Source organism: Streptomyces sp. NPDC007905, from assembly GCF_042959345.1.
Taxonomy (GTDB): domain Bacteria; phylum Actinomycetota; class Actinomycetes; order Streptomycetales; family Streptomycetaceae; genus Streptomyces.
On the sequence record NZ_JBIBKS010000030.1, the window covers coordinates 1 to 25,993 of the forward strand.

The following is a 25,993-nucleotide window of genomic DNA, read 5'->3' on the forward strand; positions in this document are numbered from 1 at the left end:
CACGATCCCCGGCGGACAGGCCGAGCGGGCCCCCGATCTGGTCGACCGCGACTTCGTCGCCGCCGCTCCGAACCGGTGCTGGGTAGCGGACTTCACCCACGTGAAGACCTGGTCCGCGACCGTCTATGTCGCGTTCGTCGTGGACACCTTCTCCCGCCGGATCGTCGGCTGGTCCGCGGCCACCGTGAAGGAGACCGTCTTCGTCTTGGACGCTCTGGAGATGGCCATCTGGCAACGCGATCGCGACCAACAGCCTGTCCGGCCAGGAGAGTTGATCCATCACTCGGACGCCGGGTCGCAATACACATCGTTCAAGCTCGCCGAGCACCTGGACGCCGCCGGCATCGCGGCGAGCATCGGATCCGTCGGTGACGCGTACGACAACGCCCTGATGGAGTCCACGATCGGCCTGTTCAAGACCGAGTTGATCAAGCCCCAGCGGCCCTGGAGGACGCTCTCCCAGGTCGAGTTGGCCACCGCCGAGTGGGTCGACTGGTACAACCACCGAAGACTCCACGGTGAGATAGGCCACGTCCCGCCCGTCGAATACGAAGCCAACTACTACACCGAACTCACGAAACCCCAGGTCACAACCACAGTCTGAGATCTCTACCGAACCCGGGGCGGTTCAGTGGTGTGGGTGACCGTCGGGTGCCACACGGGTGAGTTGTCGATCCGGGTGTCGCCGGCGCCCCACACGCTGGACCGGCCGGCCGCCTCGGCGTCGAGGATCTCCAGGTGCTTGGTGTCGGGGTTGAGGTTGCCCGACCACTTTGTGCCGTCGTAGTGGTTGATGCGGAAGACACCGGTGCTGGAGTCCTTGCGGCCGATGACCCACAGGTCGTCGTGGCCGGTGCCGGCCAGCGTGTTCACCGCGGCGTCGGTGGGCGTGGTCAGCTGCTTCCAGGTGTTGCCGGAGCGCTGCCACAGCTTGGGCCCGGACGTGCACTCGTCGTAGCAGAGGGCCGTGGTCTTGGCGAAGGCGTTCTGGCTGTCGAAGGGCAGCAGCGAGACACTCGCGTACGTGGTGGGAACCGTCAGCGATTCCCAGGTCGGCGCGGCGCTCGCGGGCGACGCGGCCAGGCTGACGGCCAGGGTGGCGGTCGCGCCGAGGAGTGTGGCGGTACGTCGGCTCCGGGATGAGTTCTTGATCATGTGATGCTCCTTGAGTCGTTTCCGTGGGATGCGTGCGGCGTCGACCGGATGCATTACGGCATGAAGCCCTCCACCTGCACGCCGAGCCCCTGGGCCCGGGCGGAGGTCAGAACCTGGTCGGCGAGGGCGATGTCCAGCACCCTCAGACCGAACGGTGCGTAGACGATCGTGCGGCCCGGCTCGGGAGTGAACGCCCCGTCGGAGCCCTCCTCCAGCAGCAGCCGACCGATCGTCGGGTCGACGAAGTCGCGGTGGCCCGCCGCCTGTACGGCCAGGTCCAGGGAGGTGCGCTCGCGCAGCGCGTGCTCGACGTCGTCGACGATGTTGTGCGTGTCGATCAGCGACTCGGGCAGCAGGTCGCGCAGCGAGATGTGCAGCACCACGGTGCCCGGTGCGGCCGCCTTCACGTCCAGGTGCGGCTCGATCGCGGACGTCGCGACGGAACCAGGCCGTGCGCCGCCAGCGCGTGCTCGGCGCTGTCCAGTACGACCACCTCGGCGCCGGGCAGCACGGCGGCGACCCGCTCGGCGAACTCGGCGGCCCGTTCGGCCGAACTGTCGTACAGCGACACAGTCCTCAGCCCCGGCAGGGCCGCCACGGCATGCCGGAGGATCTCCAGGTTGATGATCCCGCAGCCGATCAGCGCGATGCCGTCCGGGCGCCGGTCACGGGTGAGCAGTTCGGCGGCGAGCGCGGCGCTGGCCGCGGTGCGCTTGGCGGAGATCAGCGACCCTTCGAGCAGTGCCTCGGGCCGGCCGGTCTCCAGGGAGTTGAGGGTGATCGCCGCGCTGGCCCGCTCGATGCTCCGCTCGATGTTGGCCGGGAAGGACGCGATCCACTTCATGCCGGCGGCTGGCTGCTCCCCGCCCCGGTAGGCGGGCAGGCCGATGATGCGATTGCGGGGCTGCCCGGGGAACCGCAGGAACGTCGAGTGCGGCACGGTGGTGTCGCCCTGCGCGTGCAGGCGATAGGCATCGGCGACGGTCCGGATGTTGTCCAGTTCACGGCCGTCGAGAATCTGCGCGACCTCGGAGTGCCGCAGGATGAGCATGACGGGATTCGTCCTTCCTCGGATGTGTGACGGCATGGCCCACAACGGGTGCCGGTGGCCGGCGACCGGGGTGGTGGCCGGTTTGCGCGAGTGGACCCGCCGTGCTGGAGGCCACGGTCCCCTCCCGCGCGTCGATCCTGCTGGCAGCTCCTATCAGGGGCCTATATCGCAACGCCCTCGACCGTCCCCTTCCGGACTTCGATGGTCGGATGCAGTACGTCAGGTACTTCCGACACCGCGCACCCGGAGCTGTCCGTCATGGCCAAGGGCTACAACCTCGTGGGTCGCCCACCGATGGTCGCGGTGGAAAGAAGCCACGTCGGCCTGCTGCTCTGCCGCGACTCCTGGGCGGACATCAGGAGCAGGGACGTAAGCCTGTGGTTGCGGTCGTCGACTGACGCGGTGCTGTCGCCCGTGAACCACGCCGTATGCGGGGGCAGGCCCGTAAAGGCTGCCTCCGCTCTGCCCCTGATACCGCCGATCAGCCGAGGAAAACGTTCCTAGGGTGGAAGTCCAAGGGGCTGCACGGGCGAATGAGCCAGTCAAGGAGTGAGCCATGCGTACGCAGTTGATCAAGAAGATCGAATTGGACCGGGAACGGCTGCTGGAGGATCTGGAGCGCAGCCTCGAGATCAACTTTGCGGAGCCTTATGACGAATTCGTCTGCGGCCGCCCCTGGAAGAGCGCCATGCTGATGGCCCCGGGCGGCGGGGAAGGCGGAGTTCTGTCGGATTACGACCACTCCAAGCCCACCGCGTTCACCGCGGACGGCGAGCGACTGCCGTATGTCCAGGAGATCCTGAGCAAGTACTTCAACCTCGAGCACATCACCTTCGTCCGGCTGATCGCGCTCAGCAACAGCGTGCTGATCCCGCACTGCGACTACGTCGAACTGGACGACTCCTCCAAGCAGCGTATCGCCCACCGTGTGCACGTGGTGCTCTCGACCGCCGAGGACGCCATGTTCAACGAGTCCGACTCGGTCTACCGGATGAAGGAGGGCGAGGTCTGGTTCATCGACGTCACCCGCCCCCACAGCGCCGGTGTGGTCGGTGACACGCGCCGGGTGCACCTGCTGATCGACGTCGCCGACGTGGACGACATCGAGGACCTGTTCAAGTTCCCGTGCGAGCTCTCCGGCGGTATCCCGGACGCCAACCTCTGTGACCGGCCCGCCCTGGGCGACGCGGAGCGGGACGGCCTCCTGTCCCTCTCGTCGATCATCGACGAGGAGAACGTGATGCAGATCATGGGGCTCGTCGTGAAGAAGCACTACCGCAAGGACGGCGGTCACAACTTCGTGTGGAACACGATGAACGAGATCGCCCGCCGCAGCGGCAACGAGGCCATTGTGAAGACGGTGGAGGACCTCTACCGGCACACGAACATCGCGCGCATCGAGTCCGCGCTCGCGAGCTGATGACGTCGCACTTCGGGGGATGACCTGACGGGCTGGCCGGTTCTCCACCGCTCCCGGATCCCGAGCATCGCCGGCCCGCCCGCCGCGGGAACCCACGGGCGGCTGCGCGTCGGCGCGCGTCCCCGACCTCGATCACCGTCACTCCACGCAGCGGCAGCGCGGCCATTCAGAGGCGATGAGTCACCAACGCGGCCGGACGCATTCGACGTGGACTTTGTGTGTACCTGACCGTTGGGTTCGGGTGCCGTATCACGTTCCGGGCGATCTGACAGGGAAAAGATGCCTGCTTTCCATCACATCGGTATACAGACAGCGGACCTGGACAACTGCCTGGTCTGGTACCGGGATTATTTCGGCGCTCGGGAGACATGGACGCTGGACAAATTCTCGGAGCTGACCATCAGTCGCCTTCCGGGCATCACCCGGCTGACCGAGGTGGAGATCGGGGATTTCCGGCTGCACCTGTTCGAGCGCACGGGGCATGACGAACGGCTGCCCGGTGGGAACACCACGCAGTTCCAGCACACGTGCGTGGCGACGGCGTCACCCGAGGAACTCACCCGATGGCGCGACCGGTGGGTGGAGCTGTACGACTCCGGGCGATACCGCTTCGCCAGGTCGGATCAGCCCACGGACATCGTGATCGACGCGGACGGGGTACAGAGCTTCTACACGTTCGACGTCAATGGCCTGGAATTCGAGTTCACTTACGTGCCGGACGGTTCATGAACATCAGCTACGACTCGATGTCGGCCGAGCTTGGCACACCGCCTGGCTGGGATTTCGGCGACTGCGCCTACGGCCTGGAACCCCTGCTGCTGCCCGAGCCCCTCGACCCCGGAGACGACGCGCCCCCGCCCCGCGCACCGTCCGAACTCGATGTGGCGCAGCTGTGCCCGAGCCTGCTCGCCGGAGCGGCCACGGACGGAGCGGTGGTCCCGGCCCCGGCGCAGGGACCCGCGGGTGCGCAGGTCTACTGGTTCCGCTGGATCACCGGACACCAGGTGTCCTTTCTGCTGTGGCGGCTGCTCGGCCAGCAGATGCGGGTGGCCTCGGGTTCGGTGGGCGAGCGCCGCACGGACGCCCTCGCGGCGATGACGGCGTACGTACGCGGCTACTGCGCGATGCTGCTCTACACGAGTTCCTGCCCACGCGGCGTCTACGAGGGACTCATCAGGCCGTCGATGTTTCTGCAGCACCCGGGATTCAGCGGGACATGGGCACCTGACTTCGGCGCGGTCCGACCGCTGCTTCGCGGCCGAGGCGCCGCCCGATGGGCCGACAACCCCGTGGGGGCGCAACTGCGCCAGGCCGTCGCAGTGCACCACACGATCCACTCCGGGGTCGCGGCTCGACTGGTTCCTGGTGGGCGCTCCCTGCTCCAGGAGGCGACCCGAACCGCCGACGTCCGCGGTCCGCAGATGCTCGGCACGCTCTACGACAACTACTTCCTGACGGTGCGCCTGCCCCAGTCGCAGCCCGAGATCGTCGCGCAACTCCTGCGCCGGCTGGAGGCGGTGGCGGTCGACCTGCGCGCCAACGGTCTCCACGACGCGGCCGACGACGAGGACCTGCCGACGGAGCTGCGCGAGAACGACGTCGTCGAGTGCGGACGCGACGTACTCGGCGTGCTGCTGCGCCTCGCCGGGCACGCGACCGGGCTCGACGCCGAGGCCCTCGGTGTGCAGTTGGAATCCGTGTGACAGGGAAGACGACATGCGTTACGGACTGCTGATCCTTCCGGACAGGCGCTGGTCCGAGGCCAGGCCCAACTGGGTGCGGGCCGAGGAACTGGGATTCGACCACGCCTGGACCTACGACCACCTGATGTGGCGGTGGCTGCGGGACAAGCCCTGGTTCGGGGCCGTGCCCACCCTCACGGCGGCCGCGGCGGCCACCTCGCGCATCCGGCTCGGCACCATGGTGGCCAGCCCGACGTTCCGCCATCCGGTGACCTTCGCCAAGGAGCTGATGGCCCTCGACGACATATCCGACGGCCGGATCATCTGCGGCATGGGCGCGGGCACGGGCGCATACGACGACGCCGCGACGGGCGGCCGGTCCCTGTCGGCCCGTGAGCGGGCGGCCCGGTTCGCCGAGTTCGTGGAACTCACCGACCGGCTGCTTCGCTCTCCGGAAACGTCCTACGAGGGCGCCCACTTCACGGCGCGCGAGGTGCACATGCAGCCCGGCTGTGTGCAGCGTCCCCGGCTGCCCTTTGCCGTGGCGGCCACGGGCCCCCGTGGCATGCGCCTGGCCGCCCGATACGCCGACGTCTGGGTGACGGCCGGCACACCCGGCAACTTCGAGCCGAAGTCCTACGAACAGCTGCTTCCGCTGTTTCGGAAGCAGGCGGAAACCCTGGACGAGGCCTGTGCCGACATCGGGCGCGACCCGGCCACCATCGGCCGCCTCGTGCTGACCGGCGCCATGGTCGGTGGCGTCCTTGAGTCGGCGGACTCCTTCGTCGACGCCTCGGGGGCCTTCGCCGAGATCGGCTTCACCGACATGGTGATCCACCAACCCCGCGAGGAGTTCCCCTACCAGGGAGACCGAGCGATCCTCGACCGCATCGCACCACACCTCGGGACCGGCGCGTGATGCGGGGCAGACGACCGATCACGGAAGTTCGATGACCACGTCCGCACCCGTCCTCGCCGTGGTGGACCCCTATGGACCGGGGGCGCTCATCGCCCCGGCGTTTCGCGAACACGGCTGGTCCTGCGTCGCCCTCACCACGGCGGACCGACCGCCGGGCCCGCTGGCCCACACCTGGCAGCCCACGGATTTCGATCACCACCTCGCGTTCACCGGAGACATCGCCGCACTCGGCCGACAGCTCGGCCGACTGGGCACCGTGGGCGTGGTGACTGGCCTCGAAACCGGAAGCGCCCTCACCGACGCGTTGTGCGCGCGCCTGTTTCCCGAGTACGCCAACTGCACCGAGCTGTCCGCGGCACGCCGGGACAAGTCGGCCATGCAGGGCGTCCTCGCCCGCTCCGGACTCGCCTCCCTGCGCCAGGTCCACACGGCGACATTCGCCGAGGTGGAGGACTGGCTACGGGATACCGGGCTCGACGACGCCCCCTGGGTGATCGTGAAACCGGCGCGCAGCGCGGGTACCGACGCCGTCCGTCGTGTGCGCCCCGGCGAGCAACTGCGTGCGGCCTTCGACATGATGGCCGGGCGCCGCAACGCCCTCGGCGATGTCGAGGAGGCGGTCCTGGTCCAAGAGTGCGTACGGGGTACCGAATACAGCGTCGACACGTTCACGACCGGCGGCGTCCACGAGATCTGCGGCGTCACCCGCTACACCAAGCGCTCCTCCGGCTCCGTGGTCGGCATCTACGACTCGGTCGAATTCGTCGCCCCGGACGACCCGGTGTGCGAGCAGCTCCTCCCCTACGCGCGCGGTGTGCTGGACGCCCTGGGCGTGCGGTTCGGCCCCATGCACGCGGAGATCATGCTGCGCCCTGAAGGGCCCGTGCTCATCGAGCTCAACCCCCGGCTCGCCGGCGGCCAGATGGGCTTCCTGTCCGGTCTCGCGACCGGCCGCAGCCAGCTCGACCGCCTCGTCGACTTCTTCCACGGCCGGCAGCACCGGAAAACGTCAGGCTATCGCCTGCTGCGCCATGTGATGTCGGTCTTCGTGACGGCACACCGCTCGGGCGTGATCCGCAACCCGGATTCGCTGAGCGACCTCGCGAAGCTGCCCACGGCGGTGCGCTCGACGGTGACCGTGCCCCCGGGCGGCCGGGTCCAGATGACCTCGGACGTGTTCTCGGTGCTGGGGCGGGTCGTGCTCGTCGACCGCGACCGCGACCGGGTGGAGCTCGATCGCCGACGTATCAAGCGCGTCGAACGGGATCTGCACATCGAACATGTCGAGGCCCCCTGACCGCCGCGCCCCGACGACCTGGAACCGCCCATGCCCGAGCTTTTGAGAATCGCCAACCAGGCCACGGCCCTGACCCTGAGTGGCGGCGCGTCCCTCGCTCCCGTCGATGTCGCCTACGAGACCCACGGCACCTTCGACGGCTCCAACGCCGTCTTCATCTGTCACCCGCTGACCTGCGACGCCCATGTGGCCGCGCGCGGGCCGCACGACGACCCGGGCTGGTGGGACGTGATGGTCGGCCCGGGCCGGCCCATCGACACCCGGCGCCACTTCGTCATTTGCGCCAACGTGCTCGGCGGCTGCTCGGGCACCACCGGGGCGGCGACCCGTGCCGCCGACGACGCCCCCTGGGGAGCGAGGTTTCCGGACGTGGAGATCTCCGACATGGTCGCGGTGCACCGCAGGCTCCTCGCCGCGCTCGGCATCGACCGTCTGCACGCGGTCGTCGGCCCGTCCATGGGCGGCTGTCAGGCACTCCAGTGGCTGCTCGACCACCCCGCGGACGCCGACCGGTTCGTCATCATCGCCGGCACCGCCCGGCCCTCCGCGGACAACCGCGCCTGGAACGCGGTGGCCCGCCACGCCATCCTCAGCGACGAGGGGTACCGCGGCGGCGCCTACGCGCCCGGCCCCGGCCCGCTCGCCGGTCTTGCCACGGCTCGCATGATCGGCCATCTGACGTACCTGTCCGAGACGGAACTGGAGCGCCGCTTCGGGCCCTCCGCCGCGGGACCGCACCGCGGGCCCAGCGCCCTCGCCTCCTATCTGGATCACCAGGGCGGCAAGTTCGTCCGACGGTTCGACGCGAACGCGTATCTCACGCTGCTCGGCGCAGTGGACCGCTTCGACGCATTCTCCCGCCGGTCCGCGGTGACGACGACGCCCTGTCCGCCCCGGGTGCTGCTCGTCAGCCTGAGCGGCGACCGGCGGTTCGGCCGCGCACACAGCGAGCACATCGCCGCCGAGCTCGCCGCGCGCGGAGTCGAGGCGGCCCACCACCACGAGACCGGCAGCGACCTCGGCCACGACGCTGCCCTGCTCGACCAGCCCGAACTCGCCGCTCGGGTGGCCGACTTCCTCGACCTCGACACCATCCAGAGCTTGCCCAGGACAGGACACGCAACGTGAACGGCATCGTCGGGCGCATCGTCGTCATAGGCGGACTCATCGAGATCCTGGAGGCCGCGGACGACCTCGGCCTCGAGGTCGTGCTGATCCACAACCCGGGCGGCGTGCCCCCGGGCGCCGAGCGCCACTGCGCGGAGATCCTCGAGGTCGATTTCAAGAACGACTACGAGACGGTGGAAAGGCTCATCGTCGAGCGGCACCGCCGACGCCCCTTCGAACGGGTCTTCTCGCTGACCGAGAACGGACTCGTCCCGGCCGCCCGCGTCAACGAACTGCTCGGCCTCGGCGGCAACTCCGTCGAGTCCGTGCGGCTGTTGAAGGACAAGGCCGCCATGCGCCGGCACCTCGCCGGCACGGACCTGGACACGGTGCGCCACCGGACGGTGCGCAGCGCGGCCGAGCTCGACGACTTCCGCCGGCAGGTCGGGGCGCCGGTCTTCGTCAAGCCGACGGACTCGGCGGGAAGCATCGGGGTCTTCCGAGTGGACGACGCCGAGGACGCCAAGGAGGGCTGGCGGCGGTTGACCGCCACGGGGCGGGCAGAGGCGCTGGCCGAGGAGTATCTGGAGGGCCCGGAGTTCAGCGTCGAGGGGTTCTGCGACAAGGGACGCCACCAGGTCATCACCATCACCAACACCCTGCTGCACCCGACGTACTACGAACTCGGCCACTCCATGCCGGCCGCCATCGCGCCGGAAGCGGCCGAGGCCATCCACGAGACCGTTCACCGGCTGATCGAGTCGGTCGGCCTCACCGAGGGCCCCACGCACACCGAGGTGCGCCTCACCTCGTCCGGCCCCCGCGTCATCGAGTCGCACAACCGCATCGGCGGCGAGCGGATCCACGAACTCATGGAGATGGCCTTCGGCGTCGATGTGACCCGCATGGCCGTCGCGGTGCCACTGGGCCTGGAGCCGATGCCGGACCTGACGGACCTCGGCACCCGAGGAGCCGCGATGCGGCACATCCTTCCCCGGCCGGGCCGGGTCACCGCCGTCTCGGGTGTGGCGGCGGTACCCGACGACGACCCCGATCTGCGCCTCAGGATCGGCCTTCGGGTCGGCGACGACGTGGCCCCCGTCGTCGACGGTGTCACCCGTGACAAGGTCGCTTGCTACGTCCTGGCGGCCGGCGAGAACGTGACCGCCGCCGAACACCGCTGCCAGGACGTCCTGGACACCGTCAGGATCACCACCGCGGCCCCCGACTCCGACTGACCCAGCGCACCGGCCACAGGGCCGAGAGAGGCGAACGGCATGACCGACTTCGCATTTCGCGAGTACAAGGAGTTCGACGCGGGGGCGGTGGTCGACGTGTTGCGCGGCCGCGTCCTCGGCGTGGTGTTCCGCGGCATGATTCCTGCCGGGGAGTGCGCGCGCATCACGGAACGCTTCTGGAACAGCCCCGCGCGCCGCACCAGAGGGGTCGACGCGCCGGGGCATTACGTGGGTTCGTACCACTACCACAAGACCACGCGCGACTACCTCGACGAGGCGAGTGCCGCCCAGCCCGAACTCGACGACATTCTCGGCACACCCCACGACCCGCTGACCGCCATACGCTCCGGCCTCGCCGAAGCCCTCGCCGCCGAAGGCATCCTGTTCCGCTCGGCGCGCCACGACGGCCGCGAGGCCGGCACCGCCCTGCTGCGCTCCTGGCACGGCATGGGCCAGTTCGCCCTGGCCCCGCACGAGGACGAGGCCCAGTGCGGCGAACCGAGGCAGGCGGACTTCGAGATCCAGCGGGTGAAGGGCCGCCCCGTGGGGGCGATGAACCTGTGCCTGGAGAACGGCACGGCGGGGCGTCTCGTGGTGTGGAACACGCGGCCCGACGACACCGTCCGTGAGCGGCTGGGCCTGGTGCACACCGGGTCGCCGTATCCGGTCGAGCACCTGGACGGCATCGAGTCCCTGCATCTCAACATCGCACCGGGAGACGTCTACTTCTTCAACGGTGCCTATGTGCACGCCGTCGAGCCCGAGACCTCCCCGACGTCCCGCCGCACCACGCTGTCGGGAATCCTGGGCTTCATCGACGAGCGCACGGTGGTCTCGTGGACATGACCACCGCCACAGCGCCGCACCGACACCACGACTTCCCCCGCCGGCTGTTCGCCATCATCGACGGCCGCCGCTGGCACGAGCTCGGCCGGGTCTTCGCCGCGGACTGCGTGTACCACCGGCCCGGATACCCACCTCTTGTCGGGCTCGCCGACATCGAGCGGTTCTACCGCGAGGAGCGGATCGTCGAGTCCGGTGCGCACCGCATCGACGACGTCATGGCCGGGGACGACTCGCTGGCGTGCTGGGGCAGGTTCCAGGGGCTGAGCAGGGCGGGCGAGCGCCTTGACGAGAAGTTCTCCGACTACTACCGCATCGACGCAGGCCTGATCAGCGAGCGGCGCACCTACTTCTATCGCGCAGCGATCTGAACAGCCGATTCCCGGCAAGTCCTTCGGCCCCGTGGCCCACCTCTTCGCGAGGCGGGCCACGGGGCCGAAGGACTTGCCGGGGCGTGGGTGGCGGACGCTCAGGCGTCGGCCGCCTTGAGCGCCGCCACCACGGCGCGAATCGTGGGGTGCCGATAGAACTGCCGCAGCCTCAGGGTGGGCAGACCCTCCGCGCGCATCATGGCCGAACTCCGCACCGCGAGGACCGAGTTGCCACCGACCTCGAAGAAGTCGTCGTCCAGTCCGATCGGGACGCCGAGCAGCTCGGTCCACAGCTCCCTCAGCCGGGCGGCCAGTCCGTCGTCGGCCGTGGACGAGTCGTCCTGTGCGGCGCGGCTGGTGAGGGTGGGTGCCGGAAGCCTGGCCACATCGACCTTTCCGCTGGTGGTCAGGGGCAGCGCGCTCAGCTCCGTCACCGTCGCGGGGACCATGTAGTCGGGCAGGACGCTCGCGGCCCGCTTGCGCACCACGGCCAGATCCTCGCCGCTGCCGCCGTCGAGCACCACATACGCGTCGATGCGGGCGTCCGTCGTGCGGTTGCCGTCCGCCCGGCGTACCACCACGGCGGCGGCCCGCACGGACGGGTCCTCGAGCAACACCGAGCGGATCTCGTCCAGTTCGATACGGAAGCCCCGCACCTTGACCTGGTTGTCGATGCGGCCGAGGTGTTCCAAGGCACCGTCGGGGCGCAGCCGCCCCCGGTCGCCGCTGCGGTACATCCTGCCCCCGTTGTACGGGTCGGGCAGAAACCGCTCCGACGTCAGGGCCGGCTGATTGACGTAGGCCTGCGCCACACCGGCGCCACCGACGTGGATCTCGCCGGCGACGCCCGGCGGCACAAGGCGGCCCGAGCTGTCCATGACGTACACATGCCATCCCGGCAGCGGTGTCCCCACCGAGCGCGTGGCCTTGAGGGCCAGTTCCCGGCTCAGAGTCTGCGCGGTGACATGGACGGTGGTCTCGGTGATGCCGAACATGTTCACCACCCGGCACCGGTCCTCGGGATGCTCGTCGAACCAGGGAAGCAGCATCCTGGCATCCAACGGCTCTCCGCCCAGGATGACCAGGCGCACGGGCGCGGCCGCATGGTCGACGGCGAGGAGATGGCTGAGCGCCGACGGCGTCTGGTTCAGCACCGTGACGCCCTCGCGCACCAGCAGATCCCGGAACTGTTCGGGATCGCGCGAGGTGAAGTACGGCACGATCACCAGGCAGCCGCCGGTCAGAAGGCAGCCCCACATCTCCCAGACCGAGAAGTCGAACGCGCTCGAGTGGAACAGCGTCCAGACATCCGACGGCGCGAGCCCGAAGTCCTCGCGGGTCGCCTCGATGAGGCTCAGGACATTGCCGTGCGGAACGGCGACTCCCTTGGGGCGACCGGTGGATCCGGACGTGTAGATCACATACGCCGTGTCCCGCGCCTCGGTCCCTCCGTCCGGCCCGGTCGTGTCCATGGACTCGTCGGCGACCAACTCATCGGGCGTCAGCACGCGCAGGCCGTCCTGCCGCGGGAACTGTGCGAGCCTGGTGATCACCAGGCCCACCGCGGCGTCGTTCGTCGTGTAGGCGAGGCGCTCGGCGGGATAGGCGGGGTCCATCGGTACGTACGCGGCTCCCGCCTTGAGCACGCCGAGCAGCGCGACGACCAGTTCCGCCGAACGCTCCAGGCACACACCGACCCGGTCGCCGGGGCGCACGCCCTGGGCCCTGAGGCCGGCTGCCCAGAAGGCCGCCAGTTGATCGACCTCGGCGTAGGTGAGCTCGATGTCGTCCTCGCGTACGGCGACGGATTCCGGCGCGGCGGCGGCGACGCGAGCGAACGCCTCGTGCACCGTGCCCGCCGACGCGGGCGGCGCTTCGGCCGAGGTGCCGAGGCGCACGACCCTGGCCCGCTCCTCATCGTCGAAGAGGGCGACATCGGCAGCGGAGATGTCCGGCGAGGACGTCAACTGCGCGTGTACATGCGCCAGATGGCGTGCGAACTGTTCGGCCATCGCCGGCGACACATGGCCCGGCAGATGGTCGCAGCGCAGCATCGGCCGGCCGGTCTCCTCGCGGGTGACCGAGAACGTCAGCGGAAAGGCCGGTTCGAGGCAGGGGACGTACTCCTCGCCCGCGCGTGGCTCCTCGTCGAGGCCCGGCAGGATCCCCACCAGGACCGGGCGGTCCACAGGGACCGGTTCCTGCCCCCGTACGGCGTCGAGGGTGCCGCGCACCCGCAGGGCGACGACGCCCGCGTCGGTGCCGATGACGACCTCGTCTCCCGTATCGCCCTCGTCCGAGCCGTCGGCGTAGCGGGACAGGGTCACGGCGAGCGCGGTGCGCCATGGGGCCTCGTCGCCGGACACGTCGAGCGGCAGGGCCACCCGCGTGGTGGCGAAAGGTCCGCCCGATGCGTCGGCGTTCCCCCAGTCGGGCGCGTCGGCGAAGACCGGCCCCGGCCCGGCGTCGCCGACGGGCGCACGCTCGAGCTCCGCGCGGACCGCCGACAGGTCACCGTCGGCCAACGCGGCGGCCAGCCAGCGCAGTTCGGCACGGCCGCACTGCCCGCGCGGCGCGGCGACGACCAGGTCGGCGGGTCCGTCCGGGTAGCGCAGCAGTACGGCGTGCACACCGTCGCCGCCCTCGCCCGCGGCCGTGCGCCAGAGCTGTGACGTACGGGAGTCATCCGAGGGCGCCGCCGCGTGCGCGACGCGTATGCGGGGCACGTCGGCGGTGCCCAACCGATGCGTCACATCCTCCACTCGCGCCGGGTTGCTCAGTCGGACGCGAACCGCGTGGCTCAGTGCCGCCGCCATATGCGTGCTCCTCCACGTTCAGGGATGACCCGGGTACGGTACGGGGCCGATCACGGGGCGAACGGCATTATCGGCGGCGTCTCGTCGGCAGTGCGCACAACGCCCGAGCGGGCGTGAGCCGCAGCGCGAACGTCGCCCGCGGTCGGCTGTGAGCGGCAGCGGGAATGTCGCCCGTCGTCGGCTGTGACCGGCAGTGCGCCGCTGGTCACAGGCCCTCCGACAAGGGAATCCGCCTACCGGCCGCCTCCGGTACTGCCGGTGCGCGCCCCGGCCGGTGCCTAGCCTCGGGGCCATGGCAGCAGGTGAAGGAGCTCCCACGGTGCCGGTGCAGCGAAAACTCCCCAACGGTCTTTCCGTGTACAGCCTCAACGGCAACGAGACGGACTACCTCTACCGGGAGATCTTTCACGACGAGTCCTATGTCCCGCCGCACGGGGTGCGCCTCGAGGAGAGCCCGATCGTTCTCGACATCGGTGCCAACATCGGCCTCTTCACCCTTTTCGCCCTGCACAAGTGGCCCGACGCACGGGTGTTCTCCTTCGAGCCGGTCCCGGATGTCTTCGACGTTCTGCGGCGCAACACCGGGCATCTGCCCGGCGTACGGCTGCACAACATCGCCCTGGGCGACACCGACCAGCGCCGGCGGCTCACGTACTACCCGAACTACACGATGATGTCCGGCTTCGACGCCGACCCGAAGGTCGACAGGGCGCTCGCCTCGTCGTTCATCGGCAGCGTCGCCGACTCCCTCGACGAGGACCTGCGGGAGGCGTTCATCGACGAGGTGGAGGACCTGGTCGACGACGCCCTCGACGAGCGACGGTCCGTGGACTGCGACGTACGACGCGTGGACACGTTCGTGGCTGACGCCGGCATCGACCACATCGACTTCCTCAAGGTGGACGTGGAGGGGTTCGAGGTCCCTGTCCTGCGGGGCATCGGTGACGAACTCTGGCCGAAGATCGCCAACGCGGCGGTGGAGGTCGCCGACCGCGACGGCGCGCTCGCCACGGTGGTCTCCCTCTTCGAGAGCAATGGCCTGCGCACCCATGTCCGGCAGGCAACGGAGTACCGGGAGACCGATCTCCACACCGTCTTCGCTTGGCAGGTGGCGTAACGTGGCTCGATTCTCTCCGGCGTTGGACCCGCGCGGTCTCCTCGCTGCCAAGAGGTGGATCGTCCGTCCGCAGCGGGTCGCGGAGCCCCGGCTTCGGCTGTTCTGCCTACCGCACGCGGGTGCGGGGGCGGCGGCGTTCACTCCCTGGGCCAAGCAGGTCGGGCACGACGTCGAACTCTGCGCGGTCCGCTTCCCCGGGCGGGAGAACCGCATCGAGGAGCCGCTCTTCGAGGATCTCCAACGGCTCGTCGACGAACTGGAAAGGGCGGTCACGCCGTTGACCGACCGGCCGTACGCCATCATCGGACACTGTTCCGGCAGCATCGTCGGGCTCGAACTGGCGCGCCGCCTGAGGGACCAGGGCAGGCCGCGGCCCAAGGCCCTGATCGTCTCGTCCATCCCGGGGCCGAGCCGGCGCACCTCGGAATTCATTCACCTGCTGCCGCGCACTGAGTTCTTCGAGCGTGTCGCGCAGTTCGGCGGCATCGACGCATCCGTGCTCGAGTCCCCCGAGATGATGGAGCTGTTCGAGACCACCATGCGGACCGACTTCCGCATGGTCGAGGAGGCCCCGTACGTCCCGGCCGAGCCGCTGGACGCACCGATCGTCGCGGTGGGCGGGCGCGACGACCCCTTCGTGAGCTACGACGACCTCGCGGCATGGCGCGGCGAGACGAGCGGGGACTTCACGCTCCACCACCTCGAGGCCGGGCACTTCGTCCTGGACGAGGTCATGGATCTCGTGGCGAAGACTCTCGTGTGACCGACGCCCGACTGCGACTTGGAGGAGATGGACAGATGGCGCTGATTCTGAGCAACGACGATGTCAAACAGGCCACGGACGTTCAAGGGGTGCTCGACGCACTCGACCGGGCCTATCAGGAGGAGTACGTCGGCCGCACGACGATCACCGAGCGGGTGAACCTGCGCTTCGGATCGGGCTGGCTGCGCCTCATGGCCGCCTCCCTGCCCGGCCTCGGCGTGGTCGGATACAAGGAATTCCACCTGGTGGGCAGCACGGTGAGGTTCCAGATCAACCTCTTCGATATCCACACCGGCGAATTCCTCGCCGCCCTGGACGGCAACCACCTCACCGTCCTGCGCACGGCGTCGACCGCGGCCCTCGCGGCGGCCCGCCTGGCGCCGAACGCCTCGAAGGTCGGCATCATCGGCTCCGGCGCCGAGGCGCGGATGCAGGCCACCGTGCTCAGCCAGCTCATCGACGTCGAACGCATGGTGGTGCACAGCCCCCGCAAGGAGCGGCGCGAGCTGTTCGCCACGGAGCTGTCCGAGCGGCTCGGCATCGACATCGAGCCGAGCGCGGACGGCGCGGCGACGGCCGCCGACGCCGACCTCGTCATGGTGGCGACGAACACGGGAGGACGGGGACCGGCCTTCTACGCCGACTGGATCCGCGAGACGGCGCACATCAGCTCCACCGGATCGACCCTCCCCGAGGAGCGTGAGCTGGACTCCGAGGTGTGGCGCTTCCCCGAACTCATCGTGGTGGACCGTGCCCAGGCCCTGGAGGAGTCGGGCGACGCGATCACCGCCGCCAAGACCGGCGCCCTGGACACCGCACGGGTCATCACCCTCGCCGAGCTGTGCGGGCGGCCCGCGGACGGTCCGCTGCCGAAGCGCACCCTGTTCAAGTCCGTGGGCTCCCCGCTCCAGGACGTGGCAGTGGCCGCGTACGCGTATCGGAGCGCGAAGGAGAAGGGACTCGGCACCCCGCTGCCGGACTTCCCGTCGGTGAAGGGCAGCGTTCCCGTGGTCACGGGCGCGGAGCGGAGCGGCACATGAGCCGTGAATTCGCCGCGCGGACAGTGGAGATCGCTGACGGCGTGCACGCCTACGTGCAGCCGGACGGCAGCTGGTTCCTCAACAACACCGGCTTCATCACCAGCCAGCAGGGCGTCATCAGCATCGACACCTGCGCCACCGAACGCAGGACCCTGGCCTATCTCGACGCGATCGCCGACGTCACGCGCGCGCCGGTCCGCACCCTGGTCAACACCCACCACCACGCCGACCACACGTTCGGCAACCACCTCCTGCCCGGCGCCACGATCGTGGGCCACGAGCAGACCCGCGCCGAGGTCATGGCCTTCGGCCGGCCCGTCAACCGCGGTGTGTGGAACGACGTGGAGTGGGGTGAGTTCCAACTGGCCCCGCCGTTCGTCACGTATGCCACCGAAGTCACCCTGTGGGCGCATGACCTGCGCTGCGACGTCAAACACGTCGGCACGCCGGCGCACACGACGAACGACTCGATCGTCCATCTCCCCGACCACTCCGTGCTGTTCGCGGGCGACCTGCTCTTCAAGGGCGGCACACCGTTCGTCCTGATGGGATCGCTCGGCGGCACCATCGACGTCCTCGAAAAGGTCGTACGTCCTCTGGGCGCCCGGACCATCGTCTCGGGCCACGGCCCCGTCAGCGGCCCCGAGGTGATCGACGACATGCTCGCCTACCTGCGCTTCGTGGAGGACCTCGCCCGCCGGGCGAAGGCCGCCGGACTCACGCCCCTGGAGGCGGCTCTGGAGACCGACCTCGGCCCCTATGCCGACCTCCTGGACGCCGAGCGCATCGTCGGCAACCTGCACCGCGCCTACGCCGAACTGGACGGGGTCGAGGCGGGGGCGCGCATCGACACTGCCGCAGCCTACCGGGACATGGTCGCCTACAACGGAGGCCGGCCCCTCACGTCGCACGCCTGAGGGCGGGCACCGAAGCCAAGACCCATCGACGACACCAGGCCCGCGGCCGCTCGGAGCCGCGCCGCACGACGACAAGGACTCGGGCACACGCATGCTGCACCGGTTGCACCCTGACGCACCATCGCCGGCGCGCCGACGGCTCCTCGCTGGTCGTTCCGGCCATCGCACCCTGTTCTGCACGCCTGTGGGCAGGGAGGTGGCCTCATGACGCGGCCCTGGCGCATCGCCGTCGTCGGCAGCGGCCCCCGCGGGCTCATGGTGACGGAGCGGCTGGCCGCCCGGCTGGCGCAGGAGCCGGCACACCGCCCGGTCGAGTTGTACGTGATCGACGAGGTCGAGGTGGGATGCGGCCGCATCTACCGTACCGATCAACCGGAGTGGTTCCTGATGAACACTCCGGTGGGACTGATCACTGCCTTCTCGGGCGCGTCGGACGGCGGCCCCGCCCGCGCCGGGGCAGGTCCGTCACTCGGCCAGTGGTGGCATGCCCACCTCCCCGGCCACCCGGGGCCCGACGGGTACGCGCCCCGCGCCGTCTACGGCAGATATCTGCGCTTCGCCCTGGACGCCATCGAGTCCGGGCTGCCGTCGCACGTCAGGCTGACTCGCGTACACGACTCCGTCCTCGACCTGGAGCCGACGGCGAACGGCCACCGCTTGACACTGGCCGGCGGGACCCCCCTGGATGTGGACCGGGCCGTCCTGACCACTGGCCACTGCCGGCCACCGGTCGACGCACCCCTGCGTGACCTCGCGGAATTCGCCGCCCGCCATCCCGGACTGCGCTGCATCAGTGGCGACTCACCGGCAGAGATGCCACTGGACACCGTGCCGGCCGGCGCGGCCGTCGGGGTGCTCGGCCTGGGGCTGTCGTTCTTCGACGTCATGGCGGCCTTCACAACGGGGCGAGGCGGCCTGTTCACCGAGGGCGCGGACGGCGAACTCGTGTATCACCCGAGCGGCGCCGAACCCGTCATGGTGGCCGGGTCCCGCAGTGGGCTTCCGCTCATGGCCAAGGGCGACAATCGCCGACCGTCCGGATTCGCCTACCGGCCGGTGCTGTTCACCTCGGAACTCGTACGGCGTCACGCCTCCGGGCCGACTCTGGACTTCGCCACCGACGTCCTGCCGCGGCTCACAGCCGAGATCGAATGTGTCTACTACGCCACCGCGCTGCGCCGAGCACATGGTGAAAGGGCCGCCGCCGCCTTCACGGACGAGGTGGTGAGCCTTGACGGTGCCACGCTGCCGGACATACGCGCCGTCGCCGGCCGGCACGGCGCCGCGGACCTGGCCCCGATCGACCTGGAGGCACTGGGAAGGCCCTTCGCGGGACGCACGTTCGACGACCCCAAGGAGTTCGACGGCGAGCTCGCTGGGCTGCTCCGCGGCGCCGTCGCGGAGGCCGAGCGCGGAAACGTCGACTCACCGCTGATGGCCGCTCTCGACATCATCCGGGACACCCGCTGGGTGGTGCGCGAGTGCGTCGACTTCGGCCGGCTCAACCCCGCCTCGCATCGAGACGACTTCCTCGGTGCCTTCGTCCCGGCGAGCTCGGTCCTGGTGGCCGGCCCGCCACCGGTGCGCATACGTCAACTGCTCGCCCTGATGGACTGCGGTCTGCTGCGAGTGGCCGGACCGGAGACCCGTGTCGAGGGCGACTCCGCAAGCGGTCGATTCAGGATCTTCTCTCCCCGTGTCGTGGGGTCGAGCACACCGGTCGACATCGTCATCGACGCCCGCGTCCCCGTGCCCGACCTCGGCCGGGACCCCGCACCGCTGACCGCGAACCTGCGGGCGCGCGGTCTGTGGACCGAGTTCGTCAACCAGGACGCCGACGACAGATTCGAGACGGGGGGCGTCGCGGTCACCACGGCCCCGTTCCATCCGGTGGACCGCGACGGCCGGCCGGGCACGGGGCTCTACGTGCTCGGCGTGCCCACCGAGAACACCCGCTGGTTCACCCAGGTCGGCTTCGCCCGCCCCGGTCCGTGGGGGGACTTCGTCCGCGACGCCGACGCGATCGCGGAGCACGCCCTCGCGGAGACCACCACCTCGTAGGCCGAGCGCTTTCCAGGCGTACCTCCCTGTTGCCGACACCTCGCCTTCTGCCTGAAACGAAAAGAGCCGCCGACCCGGCGTGAAGAAAGGGAGCTCCACAGTGTTCATGCCTTCTGTCCGGCAGCAGGGTTTGTGGTTCTTGGGTCGCCAGGAGGGTTTGTCGGCGACGTACAACGTGCCGGGCGCGGTATGGCTCGAGGGGGAGTTGGATCGGGAGGCGTTGTGTGCCGCGTTGGCCGATGTGGTGGGCCGCCACGAGAGCCTGCGGACCGTTTTCGAGGTGCGGGACGGGGCGCTGTGGCAGCGGGTCGTGGAGCCGGTTAGCCTGGACGTGCCGGTGATCGATGTGGTGCCGGATGACGTGCCAGGGACGTTGGCCCGTCTGGCGCGGGTGCCGTTCGACCTGGCGGTGGATCTGCCCTTTCGAGCTCACCTGCTGAGAGTGGCGGAGCACCGGCATGTGTTGTTGCTGGTGATGCATCACATTGCGACGGACGGTGCGTCGGACGGACCGATGTGGCGCGATGTGGCGGTGGCGTATCGGGCGCGGTCGGCGGGCCGGGCGCCGGAGTGGGAGCCGTTGCCGGTGCAGTACGTGGACTTCGCGGTGTGGCAGCGGGAGTTCTTGGGGGATCCGGGGGACGAAGGAAGTGAGGCGGGGCGTCAGCTGGCCTTTTGGCGGGAAGCGTTGGCGGGGCTTCCCCAGGAGGCGGTGGTGCGTCCGGACCGGGCCAGGCCCGCAGTGGCGTCGCATCGGGGTGTGACGCGTTCGGCGGTGTGTTCGCCCCAGGTGCATACGCGGTTGGCGGAGATCGCGCGGGAGACCGGCACGACGTTGTTCATGGTGGTACAGGCGGCGACGGCGTCGTTGTTGTCACGCATGGGCGCGGGCCAGGACATCCTCATCGGCGTCCCGGTCGACGGGCGAGCCGATGAGGCCCTGGACGACCTCGTCGGCTTCTTCGTGAACACGCTGGTGCTGCGGACGCGTACGGAAGGGGATCCGTCGTTCCGGCAGTTGTTGGAGCGGGTGCGGCGCACCGACCTCGAGGCGTGGGCGCATCAGGACGTTCCGTTCGACTGGGTCGTGGAGGCACTGAACCCGGAGCGGACCTCGGCCCGCAACCCGTTGTTCCAGGTGCTGATGACCTTGTACGACGGGGACGCCGTGTCCGTCGATCTGCCCGGTCTGAACACCCGCTTCGAGCCGGTGGACACGGGCATCGCCAAGTTCGACCTGTCCTTCGGCTTCACCCCACATCGCACCGACGAGGGCGGGACGGGTGAGTTGGCGGTGACCGTCGAGGGCAGCGCCGATCTGTACGAGCCGGGGACCGTGCGCTCGCTGGCCGGGCGGCTGGTGCGGCTGATGGAGGCGGTGGCCGCCGACATGGACGTGCCGCTGTCGGCGATCGAGTTGTTCGAGGACGGCGAGCGGGAACGGGTCACCTCGGGGTGGGCGGGCCGGGCGGGGGAGTTTCCCTCCTCCACGTTGGTCGAGTTGTTCGAAGCGCAGGTGGTCCGGCGACCGGATGCGGTGGCGGTGGCGTCGGACGACGAGCGGGTCTCGTACGCGGAGTTGAACGCGCGGGCGAACCAACTGGCGCGGGTGTTGGTGGCGCGTGGTGCGGGACCCGAGTCGTTGGTGGCGGTGCTGCTGGGGCGCTCCGTGGACCTGGCGGTGGCCCTGCTCGCGGTGCTGAAGTCGGGCGCCGCCTATTTGCCGGTCGATCCGGAGTATCCGGCGGAACGGATCGCGACGCTCTTCGAGGAGGCCGAGCCGCTGTTGGTCGTCACCACCACGGCGACCACGTCATCGCTGCCCGGCGGCATCGACGCGTCATGCGTGGTGCTCGACGCGCCCGACACCCACCTCACCCTGTCCGCGCAGGACACCGCCGACCTCACGCATGCCGACCACAGGGATCGGCTGCTGTCCACCCACCCGGCCTACGTGATCTACACCTCGGGTTCCACCGGGCGTCCCAAGGGCGTCACCATCGCCCACGGCAGCGTCGTCGCCATTCTCGACGCCACCAGGGAGCAGTTCCGGTTCGGCGCCGACGACGTGTGGACATGGTTCCACTCCTACGCCTTCGACGTGTCGGTGTGGGAGATGTGGGGCTGCCTCGCGTACGGCGGGACGTTGGTCACGGTGCCGTTCGAGGTCTCGAGGTCTCCGCGGGACTTTCTGCGGCTGCTGGAGCGGGAGCGGGTGACGGTGCTGTGCCAGACGCCTTCCGCCTTCTACCCGTTGATCCGCGAGGACGCCGAGGCGGCTCCCCGACTCGCCCTGCGCACCGTCATCTTCGCCGGTGAGGCCCTCGACTTCGGGCAGTTGGGGAAGTGGTACGAGCGGCATCCGGACGATGTGGTGACGCTGGTCAACATGTACGGGATCACCGAGACGACCATCCACGCCACCTATGTGGCTCTCGACCGGGAGATGGCGGCCGAAGCAGCCGGCCGAAGCCTGGTGGGATCGCCGTTGGCCGGGCTGCGGATATGGGTGCTGGATGCGGCGTTGCGTCCGGTGCCGGTGGGTGTGGTCGGCGAGTTGTTCGTCGCGGGGCCGCAGTTGGCTCGGGGGTACCGGGAGCGTCCGGGGCTGACCGCGCAGCGGTTCGTGGCCTGTCCGTTCGAGCCGGGTGAGCGGATGTATCGCAGTGGGGATCTGGCCCGCTGGACCGGTGAGGGACAGTTGGAGTATCTCGGCCGGATCGACGACCAGGTACAACTGCGCGGATTCCGAGTGGAGTTGGGCGAGGTCGCGGCCGCCTTCACCAGCCACCCGAAGGTGGCCCGGGGCGCGGTGATCGTGCGCGAGGACACCCCGGGAGATCAGCGTCTGGTGGCCTACGGAGTGCCCGTGGACGCCACGGTTACCAGTGACGAGCTGCACGCCCACCTGCGCGAGCGGCTGCCCGGCTACATGGTGCCGAGCGTGTTGTTGGTGGACGAGCTGCCGCTGACCGCGAACGGGAAGCTGGACCGCAGGGCACTGCCCGCCTGGGCCCCCGCTGGGCAGGATGCGTCGCGTGCTGCCGTGACGCCTCTGGAGAAGCAGTTGTGCGCGCTCGTCGCCGAGGTTTTGGGCGTGCCCGAGGTGGGCGTGGACGACAACTTCTTCAACCTCGGCGGCCACTCCCTGCTCGCCGTCCTGTTCCTCGACCGTGTCAACGACCTCACCGACACCGACCGGGCCCTGACCATCCGCGACCTCTATCTGAACCCCACCGTCGCCGGACTCGCCGAACTCCTGACCGCCGGCACCCCCAACATCCCCAACAACCCCATGGAACCGGCGATCACCATGCGGGAGGGGACCGGCGAGCCATTGTTCTGCCTGCCGATGAGCTCCGGATTGAGCTGGGCGTTCTCGGGCATCCTGCAGCACATCTCCGAGCGCAGACCGGTCGTCGGGCTCCAGTCCGAACAACTCCTCGCCCCGGGGGTCAGGCCGCGCGACTTCGGCGCGTTGGCCGACGCTCACGTCGCACGGATACGGGAACTGCGGCCGCACGGTCCCTACCACTTGATGGGCTGGTCGTTCGGCGGCGTTCTCGCGCATGCGGTCGCGGTGCGTCTGGAGGCGCTGGGGGAGCGGGTGATGACCCTCGCCCTCCTCGACGCCCGGCCCCTGCCCGAGGAGCGGCCGGCGTCGGCGGATCGGCGTTGGGTCCTGGAGGTGCTGCTCGGCCAGGTGGCGCACCAGTTCCCCACGCCCGCGACGGACGAGGAACTGGTGGAACTCCTGCGTGCGCACGATCCGCTCCTCGGAATGCTCGAGCCGAAGCAAGTCGCGGTCGTCGTAGCCACCACGATGGGGAACGGCGATGCGTTCCTGGACCATCAGGTCCGGGACGAGTTCCACGGAGATGTCGTCTTTTTCAACGCGGCACGCACCAGTTTAAGCACGGGCAAAGAGGCCTGGGGTCCTTATGTCCGGGGAAACATCCATGAATACGACATCGACTGCGGGCACATGGAGATGACGGGGCGTGGGCCGCTGCGCACCATCGGGAAACTGCTCGACGCCCACTTGTCAATGTGAGGCATTTCTCCTGAGGGAGGCCACGACGGGGCCACGACGGCCACGATCGGATGTTCAGCGGATGCCACCAATAAGAAGGGTTGTTGCCATAAGACTTCGCGATCCGGCGGCCGCCCGGCCGTAAGAAGTTGAGCAATGTCCACCATGTGGACATCATGACTCCAGATTTCCCCGACAGGGGCGGTGAACTCGGCAATACGTGGCCGAAAGTGAGCTTGCACGGTGGCGCGAAACGATCGCCCGATGCGGGCGGCCTTGGTCGGCCGCCCCACCGCCTGTCGGTTATCGTTGCAGGTCAGTGGGGTTCTGAGCAGCGCCGGGAGGTGGGTCGGGGTGAGGAGGGGAGGGGGCGGCGGACGCTTACTTCGTCCTTACATAGGTCAAGACCGCGTCATGTGTTAATGCCCTTTCGTTGCCAACCTGTTGTGTGTTGTTATGTGATTGCTGCACGACCGCACGGTCGTCTCGGTATTTGAGATACGTTGTACGGGGGACATTTCGCGTGAATCCGGCATCTGACGCCTCGCCGCCAACGGCGTGCGGGAGAACTCGATGGACGGGCGGTCCGGCGGCCGACTCAATGGCGAGCCGGTAACTAGACGCTCATTCACTGAATCTCTTGCGGCTGTCCCTCCGAGGGGCGGTCGAAATCTCGCGCCCTGATACGGCGATGACTTCTCGGCTGTGCCGAGAACGGACTTCCCGGCGTATTGGGCTCATCGATTCGGCACGTCTTGCGGCGAGTCGAAGGATCTTCGGGAGGCGGCAAACATCGTGAACCTCGGATCGAACATACGATTCGGTATCCTGTTGCGAAACGCGCGGAAGCGTGTCGGTATGACCCAGAGGCAACTCGCCGAGCTTTCCACCATCAGCGTCCGGGCCATACGGGATCTCGAACTGGACTGCACCAAGACCCCACGCGCCCAGACGATCAGCCTTCTCGCGGACGCGCTGCGCCTCAGCAAGGCGCGCCGGGCGGAGCTGGAGGCCGCGGCGGGACTGACCTCGGGCCATTCTCTCATCGAGGACCTGGCGGCACCGCCGGCGCTGCTCGGCCCGATCGTCGGCCGTGAGCACGAAACAGCCTCCCTGACCAACCTGCTGGAGTCCTCCGGGCATCGACTGCTCAAGGTCGTCGGCATGCCTGGCATCGGCAAGAGCCGGCTCATTCAGAAGGTCGCGAACGACCTGCACCAAAGCGGCCGGATGTCGGTCATCTACCTGGACCGGGAGTCGGCGACCCAAGGCGGCAAAGGGGTCACGCCGAGCGTTCTGATCGACCGGATCGCCGACCGTATCGGCTGTGAACCCACGGTCGACGACGTGACCGGCGCGCTCACGACCAACGAAGTCCTGCTCACCGTCGACGGACGGGATTTGGACGAGGACGGCGAACTCGAACTGAGGCTGCTCCTGCACCGCTGCCCCGGGCTTCGCGTGCTGTACGAAACCTGCGAGACCTCGTCGACCCCCGAGACCTGTGCCTTCTCGGTCTTTCCGCTTGCCGTGCCCGAATGGCATCAGGGCAAGCCGATCGACGCGGACTTCGCCGCGTACCCGACGGTGCAGCTCATGCTGTCACGCTGTACGCAGCTGTATCCGCAGGCCGTGTCCGATCCGGACGTCCTGGCTGCGCTCGCCGGCATCTGTTGGCTGCTCGACGGCATTCCCTCGGCGCTCGAATCGGCCGCCTCCTGGCTGCTCGTCCACGAACCGGCGCAACTCCTGGACACCGCCGCGCGTTCCCCGCTGATGCTCCTCACGTCGCCGGTCAACGCCGACGATGCGCTGACGTCGTGGCTCAGGCGGACCGTGGCGTCCTTGGCGCCGGATGACGCCGTTGGGCTCCGCCGCCTCGTAGGCGCCGCCCCCTGGACCGCCGAGGAGGCCATCCATGTCCTGCGCCGCGCGCCCGCCGAAGCGCTGCGCACCATCCATCTGCTGCGTGCCTGCGGTCTGGTGCGACGGGTCAACTCCGGCAACGGCGAACGTCCCCGCTTCACGGTCCTGAATCTCGTGCACCACCTCCTGGGCGCGGAGGGCGCCGCCGCCCGCAGCCCGGTGCATCGTGCGGCGGCCGGATCCGTCCACTGCACCGAGGCCGACCCGGTGCTGTGAGGGCACGACTGAAAAAAGGTG

The 25,993-nt window shown here is 69.2% G+C and carries 21 protein-coding genes; 17 read left to right on the forward strand and 4 right to left on the reverse strand.

Going from position 1 to position 25,993, the window contains the following annotated elements:
• A partial coding sequence (locus ACFZDC_RS36210) for an IS3 family transposase (RefSeq protein ID WP_391330569.1) occupies positions 1 to 604 on the forward strand: 604 nt, incomplete at its 5' end.
• A gap of 5 nt (positions 605 to 609) precedes the next feature.
• Here the strand turns inward: ACFZDC_RS36210 and ACFZDC_RS36215 are convergent.
• Genes ACFZDC_RS36215 through ACFZDC_RS36225 form a run of 3 tightly spaced genes read right to left on the reverse strand, consistent with a single transcriptional unit; the run spans position 610 to position 2,206 of the window.
• On the reverse strand, positions 610 to 1,155 hold the full coding sequence (locus tag ACFZDC_RS36215) for a hypothetical protein (protein WP_391330571.1): 546 nt from the start codon (positions 1,153 to 1,155) through the stop codon (positions 610 to 612).
• A gap of 53 nt (positions 1,156 to 1,208) precedes the next feature.
• Positions 1,209 to 1,562 carry a hypothetical protein gene (locus ACFZDC_RS36220; RefSeq protein ID WP_391330573.1) on the reverse strand — a complete coding sequence of 118 codons (354 nt, stop codon included), beginning with the start codon at positions 1,560 to 1,562 and terminating at the stop codon, positions 1,209 to 1,211.
• On the reverse strand, positions 1,559 to 2,206 hold the full coding sequence (locus tag ACFZDC_RS36225) for a hypothetical protein (RefSeq protein WP_391330575.1): 648 nt from the start codon (positions 2,204 to 2,206) through the stop codon (positions 1,559 to 1,561). The genes ACFZDC_RS36220 and ACFZDC_RS36225 overlap by 4 nt, the downstream gene beginning before the upstream one ends.
• 556 nt (positions 2,207 to 2,762) lie before the next feature.
• On the opposite strand from ACFZDC_RS36225, the gene ACFZDC_RS36230 reads away from it, so the two are divergent.
• The 9 genes from ACFZDC_RS36230 to ACFZDC_RS36270 all read left to right on the forward strand — a co-directional run bounded on the left by ACFZDC_RS36230 (position 2,763) and on the right by ACFZDC_RS36270 (position 11,083).
• Entirely contained in the window at positions 2,763 to 3,626 is an 864-nt protein-coding gene (locus ACFZDC_RS36230; RefSeq protein WP_391330577.1) for an aspartyl/asparaginyl beta-hydroxylase domain-containing protein, read from the forward strand.
• A 279-nt stretch (positions 3,627 to 3,905) separates the two neighbouring features.
• The gene (locus ACFZDC_RS36235) at positions 3,906 to 4,355 is read left to right on the forward strand and encodes a VOC family protein (RefSeq protein ID WP_391330578.1); all 450 of its coding nucleotides are present in this window, start codon (positions 3,906 to 3,908) and stop codon (positions 4,353 to 4,355) included.
• Positions 4,352 to 5,329 carry a hypothetical protein gene (locus ACFZDC_RS36240; protein ID WP_391330580.1) on the forward strand — a complete coding sequence of 326 codons (978 nt, stop codon included), beginning with the start codon at positions 4,352 to 4,354 and terminating at the stop codon, positions 5,327 to 5,329. The genes ACFZDC_RS36235 and ACFZDC_RS36240 overlap by 4 nt, the downstream gene beginning before the upstream one ends.
• Positions 5,330 to 5,342: 13 nt before the next feature.
• The gene (locus ACFZDC_RS36245) at positions 5,343 to 6,227 is read left to right on the forward strand and encodes an LLM class flavin-dependent oxidoreductase (protein ID WP_391330582.1); all 885 of its coding nucleotides are present in this window, start codon (positions 5,343 to 5,345) and stop codon (positions 6,225 to 6,227) included.
• Between the two features lie 31 nt (positions 6,228 to 6,258).
• The gene (locus ACFZDC_RS36250) at positions 6,259 to 7,524 is read left to right on the forward strand and encodes an ATP-grasp domain-containing protein (RefSeq protein ID WP_391330584.1); all 1,266 of its coding nucleotides are present in this window, start codon (positions 6,259 to 6,261) and stop codon (positions 7,522 to 7,524) included.
• 30 nt (positions 7,525 to 7,554) lie between these two features.
• Positions 7,555 to 8,652 carry a homoserine O-acetyltransferase gene (locus ACFZDC_RS36255; protein ID WP_391330586.1) on the forward strand — a complete coding sequence of 366 codons (1,098 nt, stop codon included), beginning with the start codon at positions 7,555 to 7,557 and terminating at the stop codon, positions 8,650 to 8,652.
• On the forward strand, positions 8,649 to 9,869 hold the full coding sequence (locus ACFZDC_RS36260) for an ATP-grasp domain-containing protein (RefSeq protein ID WP_391330588.1): 1,221 nt from the start codon (positions 8,649 to 8,651) through the stop codon (positions 9,867 to 9,869). Before ACFZDC_RS36255 ends, ACFZDC_RS36260 begins: the two co-directional genes overlap by 4 nt.
• A gap of 39 nt (positions 9,870 to 9,908) precedes the next feature.
• Positions 9,909 to 10,715 (forward strand): hypothetical protein, encoded by an 807-nt coding sequence (locus tag ACFZDC_RS36265; RefSeq protein ID WP_391330589.1) that lies wholly within the window; start codon positions 9,909 to 9,911, stop codon positions 10,713 to 10,715.
• A complete protein-coding gene (locus ACFZDC_RS36270) occupies positions 10,712 to 11,083 on the forward strand; it encodes a nuclear transport factor 2 family protein (RefSeq protein ID WP_391330591.1) in 372 nt (123 codons plus the stop codon). Before ACFZDC_RS36265 ends, ACFZDC_RS36270 begins: the two co-directional genes overlap by 4 nt.
• 98 nt (positions 11,084 to 11,181) lie before the next feature.
• Here the strand turns inward: ACFZDC_RS36270 and ACFZDC_RS36275 are convergent, their stop codons facing one another.
• Positions 11,182 to 13,899: an amino acid adenylation domain-containing protein gene (locus ACFZDC_RS36275; RefSeq protein WP_391330593.1), complete on the reverse strand. Its 2,718-nt coding sequence runs from the start codon at positions 13,897 to 13,899 to the stop codon at positions 11,182 to 11,184.
• Between the two features lie 319 nt (positions 13,900 to 14,218).
• On the opposite strand from ACFZDC_RS36275, the gene ACFZDC_RS36280 reads away from it, so the two are divergent.
• From ACFZDC_RS36280 to ACFZDC_RS36310, 7 genes are all read left to right on the forward strand, one after another.
• Positions 14,219 to 15,016 carry an FkbM family methyltransferase gene (locus tag ACFZDC_RS36280; protein WP_391330595.1) on the forward strand — a complete coding sequence of 266 codons (798 nt, stop codon included), beginning with the start codon at positions 14,219 to 14,221 and terminating at the stop codon, positions 15,014 to 15,016.
• Between the two features lies 1 nt (position 15,017).
• Positions 15,018 to 15,779, forward strand: a complete 762-nt coding sequence (locus tag ACFZDC_RS36285; protein WP_391330597.1) for an alpha/beta fold hydrolase — start codon at positions 15,018 to 15,020, stop codon at positions 15,777 to 15,779.
• Positions 15,780 to 15,814: 35 nt separating this feature from the next.
• Positions 15,815 to 16,819 carry an ornithine cyclodeaminase family protein gene (locus ACFZDC_RS36290; protein WP_391330599.1) on the forward strand — a complete coding sequence of 335 codons (1,005 nt, stop codon included), beginning with the start codon at positions 15,815 to 15,817 and terminating at the stop codon, positions 16,817 to 16,819.
• On the forward strand, positions 16,816 to 17,736 hold the full coding sequence (locus ACFZDC_RS36295) for an MBL fold metallo-hydrolase (RefSeq protein WP_391330601.1): 921 nt from the start codon (positions 16,816 to 16,818) through the stop codon (positions 17,734 to 17,736). The genes ACFZDC_RS36290 and ACFZDC_RS36295 overlap by 4 nt, the downstream gene beginning before the upstream one ends.
• A gap of 204 nt (positions 17,737 to 17,940) precedes the next feature.
• Entirely contained in the window at positions 17,941 to 19,797 is a 1,857-nt protein-coding gene (locus tag ACFZDC_RS36300) for an FAD/NAD(P)-binding protein (RefSeq protein ID WP_391330603.1), read from the forward strand.
• A gap of 106 nt (positions 19,798 to 19,903) precedes the next feature.
• Positions 19,904 to 23,851 (forward strand): amino acid adenylation domain-containing protein, encoded by a 3,948-nt coding sequence (locus tag ACFZDC_RS36305; protein ID WP_391330605.1) that lies wholly within the window; start codon positions 19,904 to 19,906, stop codon positions 23,849 to 23,851.
• A 684-nt stretch (positions 23,852 to 24,535) separates the two neighbouring features.
• On the forward strand, positions 24,536 to 25,972 hold the full coding sequence (locus ACFZDC_RS36310; RefSeq protein WP_391330607.1) for a helix-turn-helix domain-containing protein: 1,437 nt from the start codon (positions 24,536 to 24,538) through the stop codon (positions 25,970 to 25,972).
• Positions 25,973 to 25,993 lie beyond the last annotated feature (21 nt).